Origin of the sequence: Roseateles rivi, from assembly GCF_043555845.1 — a bacterium.
Taxonomy (GTDB): Bacteria; Pseudomonadota; Gammaproteobacteria; order Burkholderiales; family Burkholderiaceae_C; genus Roseateles; species Roseateles rivi.
In genome coordinates this window covers 1-13,724 of the sequence record NZ_JBIGHZ010000004.1, presented here as the reverse complement: position 1 = coordinate 13,724, position 13,724 = coordinate 1, and the positions used below count along the sequence as shown (strand labels likewise).

Annotated in this window: 13 protein-coding genes; all 13 read right to left on the bottom strand. The window is 64.5% G+C overall.

Annotated elements, in window-relative coordinates:
- Window positions 1-22: 22 nt before the first annotated feature.
- Window positions 23-979: a glycoside hydrolase family 16 protein gene (locus ACG0Z6_RS10230; RefSeq protein ID WP_394461040.1), complete on the bottom strand. Its 957-nt coding sequence runs from the start codon at window positions 977-979 to the stop codon at window positions 23-25.
- 18 nt (window positions 980-997) lie between these two features.
- Complete coding sequence (locus ACG0Z6_RS10225) at window positions 998-2,299, bottom strand: MFS transporter (protein ID WP_394461038.1); 1,302 nt, start codon at window positions 2,297-2,299, stop codon at window positions 998-1,000.
- A gap of 13 nt (window positions 2,300-2,312) precedes the next feature.
- A complete protein-coding gene (nagZ, locus tag ACG0Z6_RS10220; RefSeq protein ID WP_394461035.1) occupies window positions 2,313-3,794 on the bottom strand; it encodes a beta-N-acetylhexosaminidase in 1,482 nt (493 codons plus the stop codon).
- A 59-nt stretch (window positions 3,795-3,853) separates the two neighbouring features.
- A complete protein-coding gene (locus ACG0Z6_RS10215; protein ID WP_394461033.1) occupies window positions 3,854-4,876 on the bottom strand; it encodes an SIS domain-containing protein in 1,023 nt (340 codons plus the stop codon).
- Complete coding sequence (nagA, locus tag ACG0Z6_RS10210) at window positions 4,854-5,987, bottom strand: N-acetylglucosamine-6-phosphate deacetylase (RefSeq protein ID WP_394461031.1); 1,134 nt, start codon at window positions 5,985-5,987, stop codon at window positions 4,854-4,856. Before nagA ends, ACG0Z6_RS10215 begins: the two co-directional genes overlap by 23 nt.
- 12 nt (window positions 5,988-5,999) lie before the next feature.
- Entirely contained in the window at window positions 6,000-6,746 is a 747-nt protein-coding gene (locus ACG0Z6_RS10205; protein ID WP_394461029.1) for a GntR family transcriptional regulator, read from the bottom strand.
- Window positions 6,746-7,699, bottom strand: a complete 954-nt coding sequence (locus ACG0Z6_RS10200; protein WP_394461027.1) for a glucosamine kinase nucleotide-binding domain-containing protein — start codon at window positions 7,697-7,699, stop codon at window positions 6,746-6,748. The genes ACG0Z6_RS10205 and ACG0Z6_RS10200 overlap by 1 nt, the downstream gene beginning before the upstream one ends.
- A 95-nt stretch (window positions 7,700-7,794) precedes the next feature.
- A complete protein-coding gene (locus ACG0Z6_RS10195; RefSeq protein ID WP_394461025.1) occupies window positions 7,795-8,571 on the bottom strand; it encodes a uracil-DNA glycosylase in 777 nt (258 codons plus the stop codon).
- 11 nt (window positions 8,572-8,582) lie between these two features.
- Window positions 8,583-9,371 (bottom strand): indole-3-glycerol phosphate synthase TrpC, encoded by a 789-nt coding sequence (trpC, locus tag ACG0Z6_RS10190; RefSeq protein ID WP_394461023.1) that lies wholly within the window; start codon window positions 9,369-9,371, stop codon window positions 8,583-8,585.
- Window positions 9,372-9,382: 11 nt separating this feature from the next.
- Window positions 9,383-10,408, bottom strand: a complete 1,026-nt coding sequence (gene trpD / locus ACG0Z6_RS10185; protein WP_394461021.1) for an anthranilate phosphoribosyltransferase — start codon at window positions 10,406-10,408, stop codon at window positions 9,383-9,385.
- A gap of 35 nt (window positions 10,409-10,443) precedes the next feature.
- The gene (locus ACG0Z6_RS10180) at window positions 10,444-11,028 is read right to left on the bottom strand and encodes an anthranilate synthase component II (RefSeq protein ID WP_394461019.1); all 585 of its coding nucleotides are present in this window, start codon (window positions 11,026-11,028) and stop codon (window positions 10,444-10,446) included.
- Window positions 11,029-11,039: 11 nt separating this feature from the next.
- Complete coding sequence (gene trpE, locus ACG0Z6_RS10175; RefSeq protein ID WP_394461017.1) at window positions 11,040-12,530, bottom strand: anthranilate synthase component I; 1,491 nt, start codon at window positions 12,528-12,530, stop codon at window positions 11,040-11,042.
- A gap of 313 nt (window positions 12,531-12,843) precedes the next feature.
- Window positions 12,844-13,608: a phosphoglycolate phosphatase gene (gph, locus tag ACG0Z6_RS10170; RefSeq protein WP_394461015.1), complete on the bottom strand. Its 765-nt coding sequence runs from the start codon at window positions 13,606-13,608 to the stop codon at window positions 12,844-12,846.
- Window positions 13,609-13,724 lie beyond the last annotated feature (116 nt).

Here is a 13,724-nt window from a genome sequence, read left to right as displayed (position 1 = left end):
GACGCTGGGTCAATTCAAAAGCCTAGAAATCGCAGCTGCTGGGCAGCGGCGGTTGAGCTGGGGCCACGGTGTCGCGCTGGCTCACGCCTTGCTGGCGCAACGCCTGCACCTGCGCCAACACGGCCTCGGTAGAAAGGGTTTGCTGCGGCACATGCAAGACCCAGTCCACCAACTGCTCGTAGGCCCGCGCCTGCGTGGACGCCGGCAGCAGACCGCCGGGCGAGAACCACAGATTGAAGTTGATGGACATGGGCACCACCGGGTAGTTGCGTCCGCCATGCTCGGCCAGCAGGCGGCCATCCAGATACCAGCGCGTGCGCCCCTGCGCCACCTGCATCACCAGCACGCGCCAACCCGCGTGGCTGCCAAACTCCTCGTGGGACTGGTTGTAGGCCGCCCAGGGCTCCAACCGCACGGTCTGCCAGCTGATGCCATACAGCCGCGTTTTGTCGCTGCCCCAACCGCCGTTGGGCAGGTATTCCCAGTCCAGCTCGCTGAACTCAGGGTCGAAGTCGTGCCGCAGCGGCGCCACAGCGTAGAAGGTCTGCACCACGGGGTCGCCGTCGGCGCCGCTCACGGGTGCGTCGCTGAAGCGAATGCGCGCCGCATAAGTGCCTTCCAGGTATTTGCGGGCATGGCACAGCTGCGCCTGCTGCGTGCCTGCTGCCGTGCCATCGGTTTGCGCGCGCAGGCGCAACCAACGCTGCGCGCCGTGCTGCGGGTCGGCCACCACATCCACCATCTCCGGCGCCCAACGCGCTTGCGGCACACCGGGGTGGCCTGCCGCGCTGCGCATCCGCCAGCCACCTTGGGCCTGCAGTGCTGCAGCATCGGCGTAGCTGAAGTCGTCGAACATCAGTCGCGCGGGCTCTGCTGCGGGGGTGCTGTGGGCCACCGCACCGGAGAAAAACCAAAGGGCCCCAACGGCCCTCAAGCATGAACCCAGGCCCCGAAGGGCCGGGTGTGTGTGCTGCGTCATATCGAGCTCATGCCCTCATCAACGTGCCGCCGAAGGCAGTTCCTGGCCTTGCGCTGTGGGCTCGGCGGCCTGCGCGGCCGGGAACTTCACAAAGAACATCAGCACCAACGCCGGCACGCCGCAGAGGATGGTCCAGAGGAAGAATTGCTCATAGCCCATGGCCAGCTGCACGTCACCGCTGATGGTGCGCGAGAGGATGAAGCCCAGCTGCATCACACCCGAGCCCAGCGCGTAATGCGCGGTTTGATAGCGGCCAGGCGCCACCACTTGCATGATGAACAAAATCATGCCGACAAAACCAAAGCCGTAGCCAAACATCTCCACGGCAATGGCCGCGCCGATGTGGAACATGTCTTGGGGCTGGGTCGCAGCCAGGTAGTAGAACGTAGCGCTGGGCACGGCCATGGCCACAATCAACACCGGCATGGCACGGCGCAGCGACAAATTCGACGTGAAGTAGCCGCCCAAGATGCTGCCCACCAAAAAGGCCGCCGTCCCCACCGTGCCGTACACGCCGCCGGTTTGCGCCGTGCTCAGGCCCAGGCCGCCTTGCTCGCGCGATTCCAGCAAGAACAAGGGGCCGATGGTCTGCACCTGGCCTTCGGCAAAGCGAAACAGCAGGATGAACACGATGCACAGCCAGATGCCGGGCTTCTTGAGGAAGTCCAGCACCACTTCCGCCAGGGTGCTGCCCACCTGGGACACGCTGATGCGTTCGCTCTCACTGGGGCGCGGGTCGGGCAGCGCGCGGGCGTTGTAGGCAGCCAGCAGCGCCAGCACCACCGCCAGCGCGACGAAGATGGCGCTCCACGCCGGCTTCACGCCGATGCTTTGCTCCAGATAGCCGGCCAGAATGAGCAGGCCGCCCATGGTGAGGAATTTGGAGGCATTGAAAAATGCCCCCTGCCAGCCCACATAAGCCGCTTGTTGCTTGGCGTCGAGCGATGCCATGTAAAGACCGTCGCAAGCAATGTCATGCGTGGCCGAGGCATAGGCCAGCACAAAGAACACCGCAATGCTGGCGCCAAACCACGCCGGCAACTGCAAAGCCAGCGCCACCCCCAGCAAGCCCCCCGCGCCAAGGAACTGCATGGCCACCACCACTTTTTTCTTGCTGGGCAAGATTTCGAGGAAGGGGCTCCACAGCGGCTTGAAGGCCCAGGCCAGGCCGATCAAACCCGTCCAGCGCGCGATCTGATCATTGGGCACGCCCATGTTTTTGAACATCATGCCCGCGATCAGCATGACAACGAAAAACTGCATGCCCTGCACAAAGTACAGGCTGGGCACCCATTGAATGGGCGAGCGCTGAGTGGTCATGGTGCAAAGGCTTTCAGTTGAGCGTCACAGGTGCCGTGGCCTGGACATCCAGACGGCCTTGCAGCCAGGCTTGGAGGGCGGCCAGGGCGCCGTCGGCATAGCCCCAGCTGATGACCGTGGGGGCCGCCACATCCAGCGACTGGAAAGGGTTCCACAGAATCAGATGCAGGTCCGGGCGCCAAGCCTGAGCCACGTCGCCATAGCGCGCCCGCGCGGTGGAGGCCAGCACGGTGAAGCGCCCGTCTTGCGGCAGGCTGGCCCAATCCAGCGCCGTGATGCTGGGCACGGCCAGCACCTCCACTTGGCGGTGGCCCGCAAACAAGGCACGCACCTGCTCGCCCGTGGGGCCGGCTTCAGACACACCGTCGGTGGGCACCTCTTGCTGCACCAACACGCGCACGGGCTCATCCAGACCGGGCGCGCGGGCGCCACGCAAGGTGCTCAGGCCCGCAGCCCAGGCGCGGCGCATGAGCGCGTCGTCCTGCGCGCGCTGCGCGTCGCTGTAGCTGGCGATGGCGACCGGGAAGCGCTGCGCCAGGGCATCCAGCCGCGCCGCTGCTTCGTTGACGCGCTGCTGCGGCAGCTCGCCCAGCGAGAGCGCAGCTTGCAAAGCGCCGATGGCCTGGCCCTGCTCTTCCAGCGAGCCTTGCGCCAAGATCAAATCGGCGCCGGCATTGAGTGCCAGCACCGATGCGCGCGCGTAGCCGTAGCGGTCGGCAATGGCCTTCATCATGAGTGCGTCTGTGATCACCACACCGTCGTAGCCCCACTCCTGGCGCAGGATGCCGCCCAAAATCGTGCGCGAGAGCGTGGCCGGGTAGTCAGGATCGATCTGCGGGTAGACGATGTGCGCGGTCATCACCGAGGGCGCTTGGTCGCGCAGCGCCTTGAAGGGGATGAGCTCCAGCGCGTCGAGTTCCGCACGGCTCTTGTTCACCGTGGGCAGGTCCAGGTGCGAGTCCACATGCGTGTCGCCGTGGCCAGGGAAGTGCTTGATGCAGCACGCCACACCCGCCTCCAGCGAGCCCGCCATCCATGCCCCAGCCAGCCGCGTGACCTCATCAGCGCGCTCGCTGAAGCTGCGCTCGGCAATCACGGGGTTGGCCGGGTTGTTGTTGATGTCGGTAACGGGTGCGAAGTTCCAGTTGATGCCAATGGCACGCAGGCCGCGCGCCACGGCCGCACCCACCTCGCGCGCCAGGGCCGCGTCGCCGCCCGCACCCAGTGCCATGGCCGATGGTGGCTGGGGCAAAAAGGTGGCGCGCACCACCGAGCCGCCCTCTTGGTCCAGCCCAATCAAGGCCTCGGGGCCCATGACCTCGCGCAAATCAGCGCACAGCTGGCGCACCTCGGCTTCTGTGCCGAGGTTTTTACGGAACAGGCAAACCGCGCGAATCTGGTGCTGGCGCAAAAAGGCTGCAGTGGCCGCATCCAGGCGCTTGCCTTGGATGTCGACCATCACAACACGGCCGGGATGTGCGGAGGTGGTGCTCATGGTGTTGTTCTTGTGTGAGGTTGCAGATGCGACCACACGCCCACAAGGGGCGTGCTGCTTCAATGGGTTTTGGTGACCTTGGCCAAATGGCGCGGCTGATCGGGATTGAGCCCGCGCGCCTGCGCCAGCGCCTCGACCATGGGGTAGAAGCTCTGGATGGCGGCGATGGGGTCCAAGTCCTCACTGCCCGTGCATGCCAACTCCAGCTCCGCACCTGGCGTGCCGGCAGGGGCTGCCAGCAGCACGCGTGCACCGCGGCCGCGCATTTCCTCGGCCAGAGCCACCAAGCCCGCTTGTGCGGGGCCACGCGGCGCGAACACCAGCAAGGGGTAGCCGTCTTCCACCAAAGCCATGGGGCCGTGCTTGACTTCGGCGCCCGAGAAAGCCTCGGCCTGAATGCCGCAGGTTTCCTTGAACTTCAAGGCTGCTTCCTGCGCGATGGGCAAGCTGGTGCCGCGCCCGATGACGAAGAGCTTGTCCGCGCCTTGCAGCACCGACACCGCGGCGCGCCAGTCCAAGCCAGCGGCACGCTCCAGGTCCTTGGGCAGCTGTTGCAGCGCGGCGGCCATCTCGTCGTCGCCTTGCCATGCAGCCACCAGGCGCGCGCCCGCCAGCAGCTGGGCGATATAGCTCTTGGTGGCGGCCACGCTTTGCTCGGGGCCGGCGTGCAAGCCAAAGCGGAACTCTGCCGCCTCAGCCAAAGGCGAGCCTTCGGCGTTCACAAAGGCCACCGTGCGGGCGCCGTGCTCACGGAAGTAGCGCGTGGGCGAAATCAAGTCCGGGCTCTGGCCCGACTGCGAGAAAGCCAGCGACACCAGCCCCTGGCACTCGATGCGGCTTTGGTAGAGCGTGACCAAGGACATGGGCAACGAGGTGACCAAACGCCCCAGCCGCGCCATGATGAGGTAGGCCATGTAGTGCGCGGCGTGGTCCGAGCTGCCTCGCGCCACGGTCAGCAAGGCCGAGGGAGGCGCCGCACGCAACACCTCGCCCAGGGCAGCATAGGCGGATTGATCCGCAGCCAGTTGACGGGCCACCACTTGCGGCGCACTCAGCGCCTCATCCAGCATTCGCGAGGTCAATTTCTTCCCCTTCTACGACCACGCGTTGCAACTGCAAGCCACGGTCCAGTACTACAACATCGGCATGGGCGCCCGCGGCCAATCGGCCTCGGTCATCCAGCCCCAGAAAATCAGCCGCAAACGTCGAAACACGTTGCGAAGCGTCGGCAATCTCCAGCCCCAGCTGGAACACCAGATTGCGCAGCGCTTGGTCCATGGTTAGCGTGGAACCTGCCAACGTGCCGTCGGGCAGGCGCACGCCGCCCAGGCACTTCTTGACGGTGTGGCGGCCCAGGCGGTAGTCGCCATCGGGCATGCCCGCCGCGGCAGTGGAGTCCGTCACGCAGAACAAGCAGGGAATGCTGCGCAGCGCCACGCGAATGGCACCCGGGTGTACATGCAGCAAGTCCGGAATGATTTCGGCGTAGCGCGCGTGCGCCAAGGCAGCGCCCACCATGCCGGGCTCGCGGTGGTGCAAACCGGGCATGGCATTGAAGAGGTGGGTGAAACCTTCAGCCCCTTGCTGCAGCGCGGCCACGCCGTCTTCATAGCTGCCCAGGGTGTGACCGATCTGCACCTGAAAACCTGCCGCGCGCAGCTGTGGCAACAAGGCCAGATTGCCTTCCAGCTCGGGTGCCAGTGTGATGAGGCGTATGGGCGCTTGCGCGTGCAAGTCCATCACCTCTTCCAAGGTGGCGGCCTTGGCAAATGCGGGCTGTGCGCCGAGCTTGCCGGGGTTGATGTAGGGCCCTTCCAGATGCACACCCAGCACACGGGCCGAGCCCGGCGCACGCTCGCGCACCTGCTGTGCCAATGCCGCCATGGCGCTGCGGATTTCATCCAGCGGCGCCGTCATGGTCGTGGCCAGCAGCGAGGTGGTGCCGTGACGCACATGCACGCGCGCCATGCGCAGGGCGGACTCGCCGCCTTCCATCGTGTCGAAGCCACCGCCGCCATGCACGTGAACGTCGACAAAGCCGGGCAACACAATGGGCAAGGCTTGTGCGCCATGGCGCACTTCGTACTCGCTCACGGGCGTGCCGCTGATACGGGCAATGCGGCCCTGCTCGATATGAAGCTGCCCCTGCACAAAGCCTTCAGGGGTCAGGATGAATCCGTCAACAGTCCGCACGCCCATGCCCCTTCAAGCGTCCCTGCGCATTTCTGCGACGAAGTCGTAGTAGTCGCTGCGGCAATAGGAATGCGTGAGTTCCACCGCTTGGCCCGACTCCAGATAGCCCACGCGCGTGATGAACAACACTGCCTGCCCCACAGGCACCTGCAGCAGCCCGGCCAAGCGGGTGTCCGCATTGATGGCGCGGATGTGCTGCAGCGCGCGTACCGGCGCACGGCCTTGAGCGGCAAGGTGTTCGTACAGCGACACCGTCACGGCCTTGGGCTCCGGCAGCTGCTCTTCGGGCAGCACGCTGACCTCATAGGCCATGACCACTTGGTCGGCCAAACGCAAGCGCTCCAAGCGCGCCACGCGCTGGCCCGTGGCCAGACCCAGCGAGAGCTGCTCGTCCGGTGCCGCCACGGCAAAGCCGCGCATCAGCCAACGGCTGCTGGGGGTGAAGCCGCGTTGGTGCAGCTCTTCCGAAAAGCTCGTCAGCCGTGACAGAGGCTGCTCCAGCTTGGGCGCGATGTAGTTGCCTGAGCCGCGCTTGCGCACGATCAAGCCCTGCTCCACCAATCGATCAATGGCTTTGCGGGCGGTAACGCGCGAGAGCTGCAAGGAATCGGCCAGCACACGCTCCGAGGGCAGAGCCTCGTCGGCGTGATAGTGGCCATCGCGAATGGCTTGCGCCAGCTTGTGCGCCAGCTGCATGTACAGCGGAGACGCAGCCTTGGCGTCGGGCTTGAACTCGAGGGGAGGTTTGACAGAGGACATCAGCAGTTCTCACTGAGCGCGCTGCGGACCAAAAGCAGCGCGCCATGGGCGGAATCTCCTTGCGGAGCAACACAGCGTGCACGCACGCCGGCCGAGAACTGCGAGGCCAGGCGCTGCGCCACACTGCCGGTAAATGACAGCGGCAAAGTCGATTGAGGGTCCAGCGCGCGGATCACGGCTTCGAGCTCCTGAACAGCCAGCTCGACCAAGCCTGCTGCGGCGGGATCTTGTGTTTGATGGTCCAGCACCAGCGGTGCCATTTGTGCATAAGCATGTTGGCCTGCCTGCGCCACCCAGGCCGCCAGCGCCTGGACGCTGCCCTGCCCTTGCGCGCTCACTGCGCCGCAATGCGCCCAGACGGCACGTGCCAGAGGCCCGGCAGGCAAGCGACCATCCAGCGCTTTTTGCGCCAGACGCATGGCTTGCAGACCCAGCCAGGCACCGCTGCCTTCATCACCGCTGACCCAGCCCCAGCCACTGACCAGGGCTCGGCTGCCATCGCTGCGCAGGGCCTCGCCCACCGTGCCCGTGCCTGCTGCCAGCACGCCACCGGGTGCGCCGCCATGGGCCCCCAGCACGGAGGTAAAGCCATCATTTTCCAAGCACACCAAGGCATAGCCCGGATTGAGGGCCATGAAGTCACGCGCCTGATCCGGCACGCCCGCGCCCGACAGCCCGAGGCCAATGCCCAGCTGCGACAGGCTCAAGCTCTCCAGCCCAGCCTGTGCCAGCGCTTGCTGCACCGCCTGCTGGATGTGTTGCCAAGCCTGGGCCACACCTTGCCCCAAGGCTGAAGGTCCGGCCTGCCCCTGGCCCAAGAGTTGGCCATGCAGATCACTCAAGCGCACGCGGGTGCCTGTACCACCGCCGTCCACACCAATGAGGGCACGGATGGAGGCATGACCGGCAGCAATAGGCGCGGCCCAAGGTTGGATGAGGGGAAAACGACTCATGATTAATACCAGTTTAGTACCAAAATTTCAAACCAGTCAATTGGTACGATGCTGGTATCTTCCCCAGTGCCCCGCTCATGGCGGGTGTGCAGCGCCTAAGGTGGGAGCTCGAAACTCAGTGTCTCACCACGCTCGGCCAACCAGGCTTTGGCGCTTGAGAAATGGCCGCAACCGATGAAGGGGCGTGGCGGGCGGCTGGCCGACAGTGGCGAGGGGTGGTTGGCCATCAGCACCAGGTGCTGCGGCTGGCCCAGCAAAGTCGCCTTGGCCTGTGCATGGGCGCCCCAGAGCAAAAACACTTTGGGGCTGGCATGCTGGGCTGCCGCGGCTATCCAGGCGTCGGTCAGTGCTTCCCAGCCTTGTTTAGCGTGGCTGGCGGGAGCACCGTCTTCCACGGTCAGGCAGGTGTTGAGCAGCAACACACCCGCCTCAGCCCAGGCGCCCAGATGACCATGGCCTGGCGTTTGCCAAGCCTGAGGCCCGAGATCGCGCGCCAGTTCTTTGTAGATGTTGCGCAAGGACGGCGGCAAAGCCTGCCCCTTTGGCACCGAAAACGCGAGCCCCTGAGCCTGACCAGGGCCGTGATAGGGATCCTGCCCCAGGATGACCACGCGCACCTTGTGCAGGGGCGTCATCCGCACGGCCCTGAAAGGGTCGACCGGGTAGATGGTGGCACCCGCTTGTTGACGCGCCCGCACATGGGCAAGCAACGCCTGCCCCGCTGCGCCATCACACCAGCGCTGTAGCGGCGCACGCCAAGCAGCGTCCAGCGCAGGGTCGCTCAGCGCTTGCGCCAGCACCTGGTCTATGGGCTGCTGCAGCGCGTGGGCGGCATCGCCCCACAAAGCTTGCTGGTGCGGCTCCGTGGTCATGTCGGCAGCGCTCAGGCAAACAGCGCGGCCAAGGCCTCGCCGGGGTTGGGCGCACGCATAAAGGCCTCGCCAACGAGGAATGCGTGCACATCGGCGCTGCGCATGCGGGCCACATCGGCCGCGCTGAGAATGCCGGACTCGGTCACCAGCACGCGGTCCGCAGGCACTTCGGCCCGCAGCGCCAGCGTGGTGTCCAAGCTCACCTCAAAGCTGCGCAAATTGCGGTTGTTGATACCCACCAGCGGCGTGCGCAGGCGCAATGCGCGCTGCAGCTCCGCGGCGTCATGCACCTCCACCAGCACGTCCATGCCCAGCTCCATGGCGCAGGCTTCGAGCTCGGCCATCAGCCCGTCGTCCAGGCTGGCGGCGATGAGCAGCACGGCGTCAGCGCCCATCACACGGGCTTGATAGACCTGGTAGAGATCCACCAAAAAGTCTTTGCGCAGCACAGGCACATCGCAGGCAGCGCGCGCCTGTTCCAGATACAGCGCACTGCCTTGAAAGAAAGGCTCGTCGGTCAACACCGACAGACAGGCCGCGCCGTGCTGAGCGTAGGACTGCGCAATCTGCGCGGGCTGGAAGTCCTCGCGCAGCACGCCTTTGCTGGGGCTGGCCTTTTTGATTTCGGCAATCACCGCGCTGCGCCCAGCAGCCATGTGGCTGCGCATGGCGGCGGCAAAGCCGCGTGTGTCGCGACGGGCCTCAGCCTCAGCGCGCAGGGACTCCAAGGAGCGCTTGGCGCGCGCCGCAGCCACCTCTTCGCGCTTGACGGCGTTGATGCGATTCAGGATGTCTGACATGGACAAGGCTTTCAGCTTTGGTGTGTGGCGGCCACGAACTGTTCGAGCTTGGCGCGCGCCGCCCCCGTTGCCAGAGCCTGCTGTGCCAGTGCCAAGCCCTCAGCAATGGACGGCGCCACATTGGCCGCATAGAGCGTAGCCCCGGCATTGAGCGCCACGATGTCGCGCGCCGGACCAGCTTCGTTGTTCAGCACGGCGTGCAGCATGGCGCGGCTTTGCTCAGGCCCATCGACCTTGAGACTGCGGTTGCTGGCCATGGCCAGACCGAAGTCTTCGGGGTGAATTTCGTACTCACGCACCTCGCCGTTGCGCAGCTCACCCACCAAGGTCGAAGCCCCCAGCGAGATTTCGTCCATGCCATCGCGCCCATACACCACCAGCGCATGCTGCGCACCCAAGCGCTGCAGCACCCGCACCTGAATGCCCACCAAGTCCGGATGGAACACGCCCATCAGGATGTTGGGCGCACCCGCTGGATTGGTCAGCGGACCCAGGATGTTGAACACCGTGCGCACGCCCAGCTCTTTGCGCACGGGCGCAATATTCTTCATGGCCGGGTGGTGGTTGGGCGCGAACATAAATCCGATGCCCGCGCTGGCAACGCAACGGGCCACCTGCGCAGGGTTCAGCATGATGTTGGCGCCCAGCGCCTCCAGCACATCCGCACTGCCGGTCTTGCTCGACACACTGCGGTTGCCATGCTTGGCCACCTGCGCACCGCAGGCCGCAGCCACAAACATCGAGCAGGTCGAGATGTTGAAGGTGTGAGCCCCATCACCGCCTGTGCCCACCACATCCACCAAGTGCGGCAGCGGCGGCAGTTCGACTTTGACGGAGAACTCCCGCATCACGGTGGCGGCGGCACTGATTTCGCCCACCGTTTCCTTCTTGACCCGCAGCCCCATGAGCAGGGCAGCCGCCATCACCGGGCTCATCTCAGCGCTCATGATGCGGCGCATCAGCGTGAGCATCTCGTCGTGGAAGATCTCGCGGTGCTCAATACAACGGGTCAGCGCTTCTGAGTCAGTGATGGACATGGCAGCACTCCTGCAGTGGTGAGGATGGGGAGGCGTCAGTGCGCCAGTTCAAGGAAGTTCTTGAGCATGGCGTGGCCGTGCTCAGACAGGATGGACTCGGGGTGGAACTGCACGCCTTCGAGCGGTGTGGCCGTGCCCGCCAACTCACGGTGGCGCACGCCCATGATCTCGCCGTCCTCGCTGCGCGCACTGACTTCCAGCACTGCGGGGAGGCTGGCTTCTTCAATCACCAGCGAGTGGTAGCGGATGACGCTGAAATCGCGCGGCAAGCCCTTGAACACACCACGCTGATCGGTACTGATGGTGCTGGCCTTGCCATGCATTTGCGTGCGTGCGCGCACAATGCGCCCGCCCAGGGCCGCGCCCATGCTTTGGTGGCCCAGGCACACGCCCAGCAGCGGCTTCTTGCCCGCGAAATGCGCGATGGCCTCCACACACACACCAGCCTCAGCAGGCGTGCAAGGGCCGGGCGAGAGCACGATGTGATCAGGGTTGAGCGCGGCGATTTCGGCCACGCTGATCTCGTCGTTGCGCACCACTTTGACTTCGGCACCCAGCTCGCCAAAATACTGCACCAGGTTGAATGTGAAGCTGTCGTAGTTGTCAATCATCAGCAGCATGGCAGCCTCCTTCAAAAACCAGCTTCAACCAATTCGGCCGCACGCAGCAGCGCGCGGGCTTTGTGCTCGGTCTCTTGCCATTCCAGCTCGGGCACCGAGTCCGCCACCACACCGGCGGCGGCCTGCACATACAGCGTCTGGTTTTGCACCACACCGGTCCGGATGGAAATGGCCAAGTCCATATCCCCGGCAAAACTCAAATAGCCACAGGCACCGCCGTAGATGCCCCGCTTGACCGGCTCGAGCTCATCAATCAGCTCCATGGCGCGGATCTTGGGCGCGCCGGTGAGCGTGCCCGCGGGGAATGTGGCGCGCAGCACGTCGAGGCTGCTCATGCCATCGCGCAGCTCGCCTTCGACGTTGCTGACGATGTGCATCACATGCGAATAGCGCTCCACCACAAAAGCATCGGTGACCTTCACCGTACCCGTCTTGGCAATGCGCCCGATGTCGTTGCGCGCCAAGTCAATGAGCATCAAGTGCTCGGCCCGCTCTTTCGGGTCGGCTTTGAGCTCCGCCTCCAGGGCTAAGTCTTGCTCAGACGTAGCTCCACGCGGGCGCGTGCCCGCCAGCGGACGGATGGTGATTTTGCGAGACTGCGCAGCACGCTCCTGGCGCACCAAAATCTCCGGCGATGCTCCGACGATTTGGAAGTCACCCATGTCGTAGAAATACATGTACGGGCTGGGGTTGAGCGAACGCAGCGCGCGGTAGAGGCTCAAGGGCGATGCCGTGAAGCGCTTGTGCAAACGTTGGCCCACCTGCACCTGCATCAAATCGCCAGCCGCGATGTACTCCTTGGCACGCAGCACGGCGTCCAGGTAGTCGGCCTTGGCAAAGTCGCGTTGTACCGGGTGCGCAGCACTGGGCTTGACCTCAGGCGCGCTGACGCTGCGATTGAGCTTGGCACGCAATTGCGCCAAGCGCTGCTGGCCCCAGCCGTAAGCATCGGGCTGATGCGGGTCCACATAGACGATGAGGTAGAGACGCCCCGAGAGGTTGTCGATCACCGCAAGCTCTTCGCACTGCAGCAGCATCACGTCAGGGGTATTGAGTCCGCCGTCTTTATGCCCAGCCGCCAAGCGCGGCTCGATGTAACGCACCGCGTCGTAGCCAAAGTAGCCCGCAAGCCCACCGCAGAAGCGCGGCAAGCCTGGCTGCAGCGCCACTTTGAAGCGCTGCTGGTAGGCCTCTACAAAGCTCAGCGGGTTGCCCTCATGGCGCTCGATGGTCTGCCCATCACGCTGCACCTCTATGTGGTGGCCATGCGCGCGCAATACCGTGCGGGCAGGCAAGCCGATAAAGCTGTAACGCCCGAAGCGCTCACCACCGAGGACGGACTCCAGCAAAAAGCTGTAGCGCGCAGCCTCTTGCCCATCTCCCGTGCAGAGCTTGAGGTAGAGCGACAAAGGGGTTTCAAGATCAGCAAAGGCCTCGCTGACCATGGCAATGCGGTTGTGTCCAGCCGCAGCCAGTCGTTCAAATTCGGTTGATGTGATCACGCTGTCATTCCCAGAGGCCCGGGCGCGCACCGTTGAGGCGTCACCGGCGGCGCAGGTATCAAATCGCTTGTTGCGTCTGAGAATGCACCACACGATCTTGCGCTGCCATTGCGGCAATCTGGCTGTGGTGCAACTGGGGTGGCGCGCAAAGTTAGCGCGCCATGCAAGCAACAAGCGGCTTCAGTCGAAGTCGGGCAGGGGTCGCCAGGGCCAGGCTCCCCGGTCGTGAGACCCTTTGATGTGCTTGCGTGCGATGAACATAACTAAGGCAGTGTACCAGCCCCCTTGTGCCGCACACCGCCTGAATGCGTGCTCAACCCGCTTCGCGAGCCGCAGCCTCGTCCAGCATGGGTGGCAACTCAAGCAAACTCTCCAGCACGGCGTCGGCTCCTGCTTGCTCCACCGGTTCGCCATGGTTGTAGCCATAAGCCACAAGCATCACAGGCGCTCCAGCCGCCCGCGCTGCCTGTGCATCATTGCGGGAGTCCCCAATCATCCAAACCTGCTGCGCACGCAAGCCCAACAACTCAGCGCTGCGCACAATGGGCAGCGGGTCGGGCTTTTTGCGCTCAAAGCTATCGCCGCCCCATACGGCTGAAAAGCACGCCAGCAAACCCTTGCGGTCCAACAAGGTTCGAGCAAACGCCTGTGGCTTGTTGGTCAAACAAACAAGAGGCAGGCCACGCTGATGCAGGCCCGCCAAGGCTTCAGAGACACCAGGGAACACCTGCGAATGCGTGCCGTTGAGGTGCTCGTAATGCCGCTGATACGCCTCCGCCGCCATCGCATAGGCATCCTGCGGGATGCCCTGATGGGTCAGGGCACTTCGAATCAAGTGCTCGCCGCCCTTGCCAATCGTCGCGGCAACGAACGCGCGAGAAGGCGTGGGCCAGCCACATTCGGTAAACGCCGCATCCAGCACGGCGCAAAAATCACCCAATGTATCGACCAGGGTGCCGTCGAGGTCAAACAACAAGGCCCGTGGCGACGCCAACGAAAAAACTGCAGGGGAACAGAGCCTCGTCATGCCAATTCCTTGATGACCTTTGCCGCCCACAAATTTAACCCCCAAAAGCAAAACGCCCGATCGTATTAGACCGGGCGTTTGGGGATATTAGCCTGACGATGACCTACTTTCACACGGGAATCCGCACTATCATCGGCGCTGAGTCGTTTCACGGTCCTGTTCGGGAT

What these genes read in the sequence shown, in the direction of transcription:
- ACG0Z6_RS10230 (WP_394461040.1), bottom strand. Translation starts at nt 979, where the DNA reads ATGACGCAGCACACACACCCGGCCCTTCGGGGCCTGGGTTCATGCTTG.
- ACG0Z6_RS10225 (WP_394461038.1), bottom strand. Translation starts at nt 2,299, where the DNA reads ATGACCACTCAGCGCTCGCCCATTCAATGGGTGCCCAGCCTGTACTTT.
- nagZ (WP_394461035.1), bottom strand. Translation starts at nt 3,794, where the DNA reads ATGAGCACCACCTCCGCACATCCCGGCCGTGTTGTGATGGTCGACATC.
- ACG0Z6_RS10205 (WP_394461029.1), bottom strand. Translation starts at nt 6,746, where the DNA reads ATGTCCTCTGTCAAACCTCCCCTCGAGTTCAAGCCCGACGCCAAGGCT.
- ACG0Z6_RS10200 (WP_394461027.1), bottom strand. Translation starts at nt 7,699, where the DNA reads ATGAGTCGTTTTCCCCTCATCCAACCTTGGGCCGCGCCTATTGCTGCC.
- ACG0Z6_RS10195 (WP_394461025.1), bottom strand. Translation starts at nt 8,571, where the DNA reads ATGACCACGGAGCCGCACCAGCAAGCTTTGTGGGGCGATGCCGCCCAC.
- trpC (WP_394461023.1), bottom strand. Translation starts at nt 9,371, where the DNA reads ATGTCAGACATCCTGAATCGCATCAACGCCGTCAAGCGCGAAGAGGTG.
- trpD (WP_394461021.1), bottom strand. Translation starts at nt 10,408, where the DNA reads ATGTCCATCACTGACTCAGAAGCGCTGACCCGTTGTATTGAGCACCGC.
- ACG0Z6_RS10180 (WP_394461019.1), bottom strand. Translation starts at nt 11,028, where the DNA reads ATGCTGCTGATGATTGACAACTACGACAGCTTCACATTCAACCTGGTG.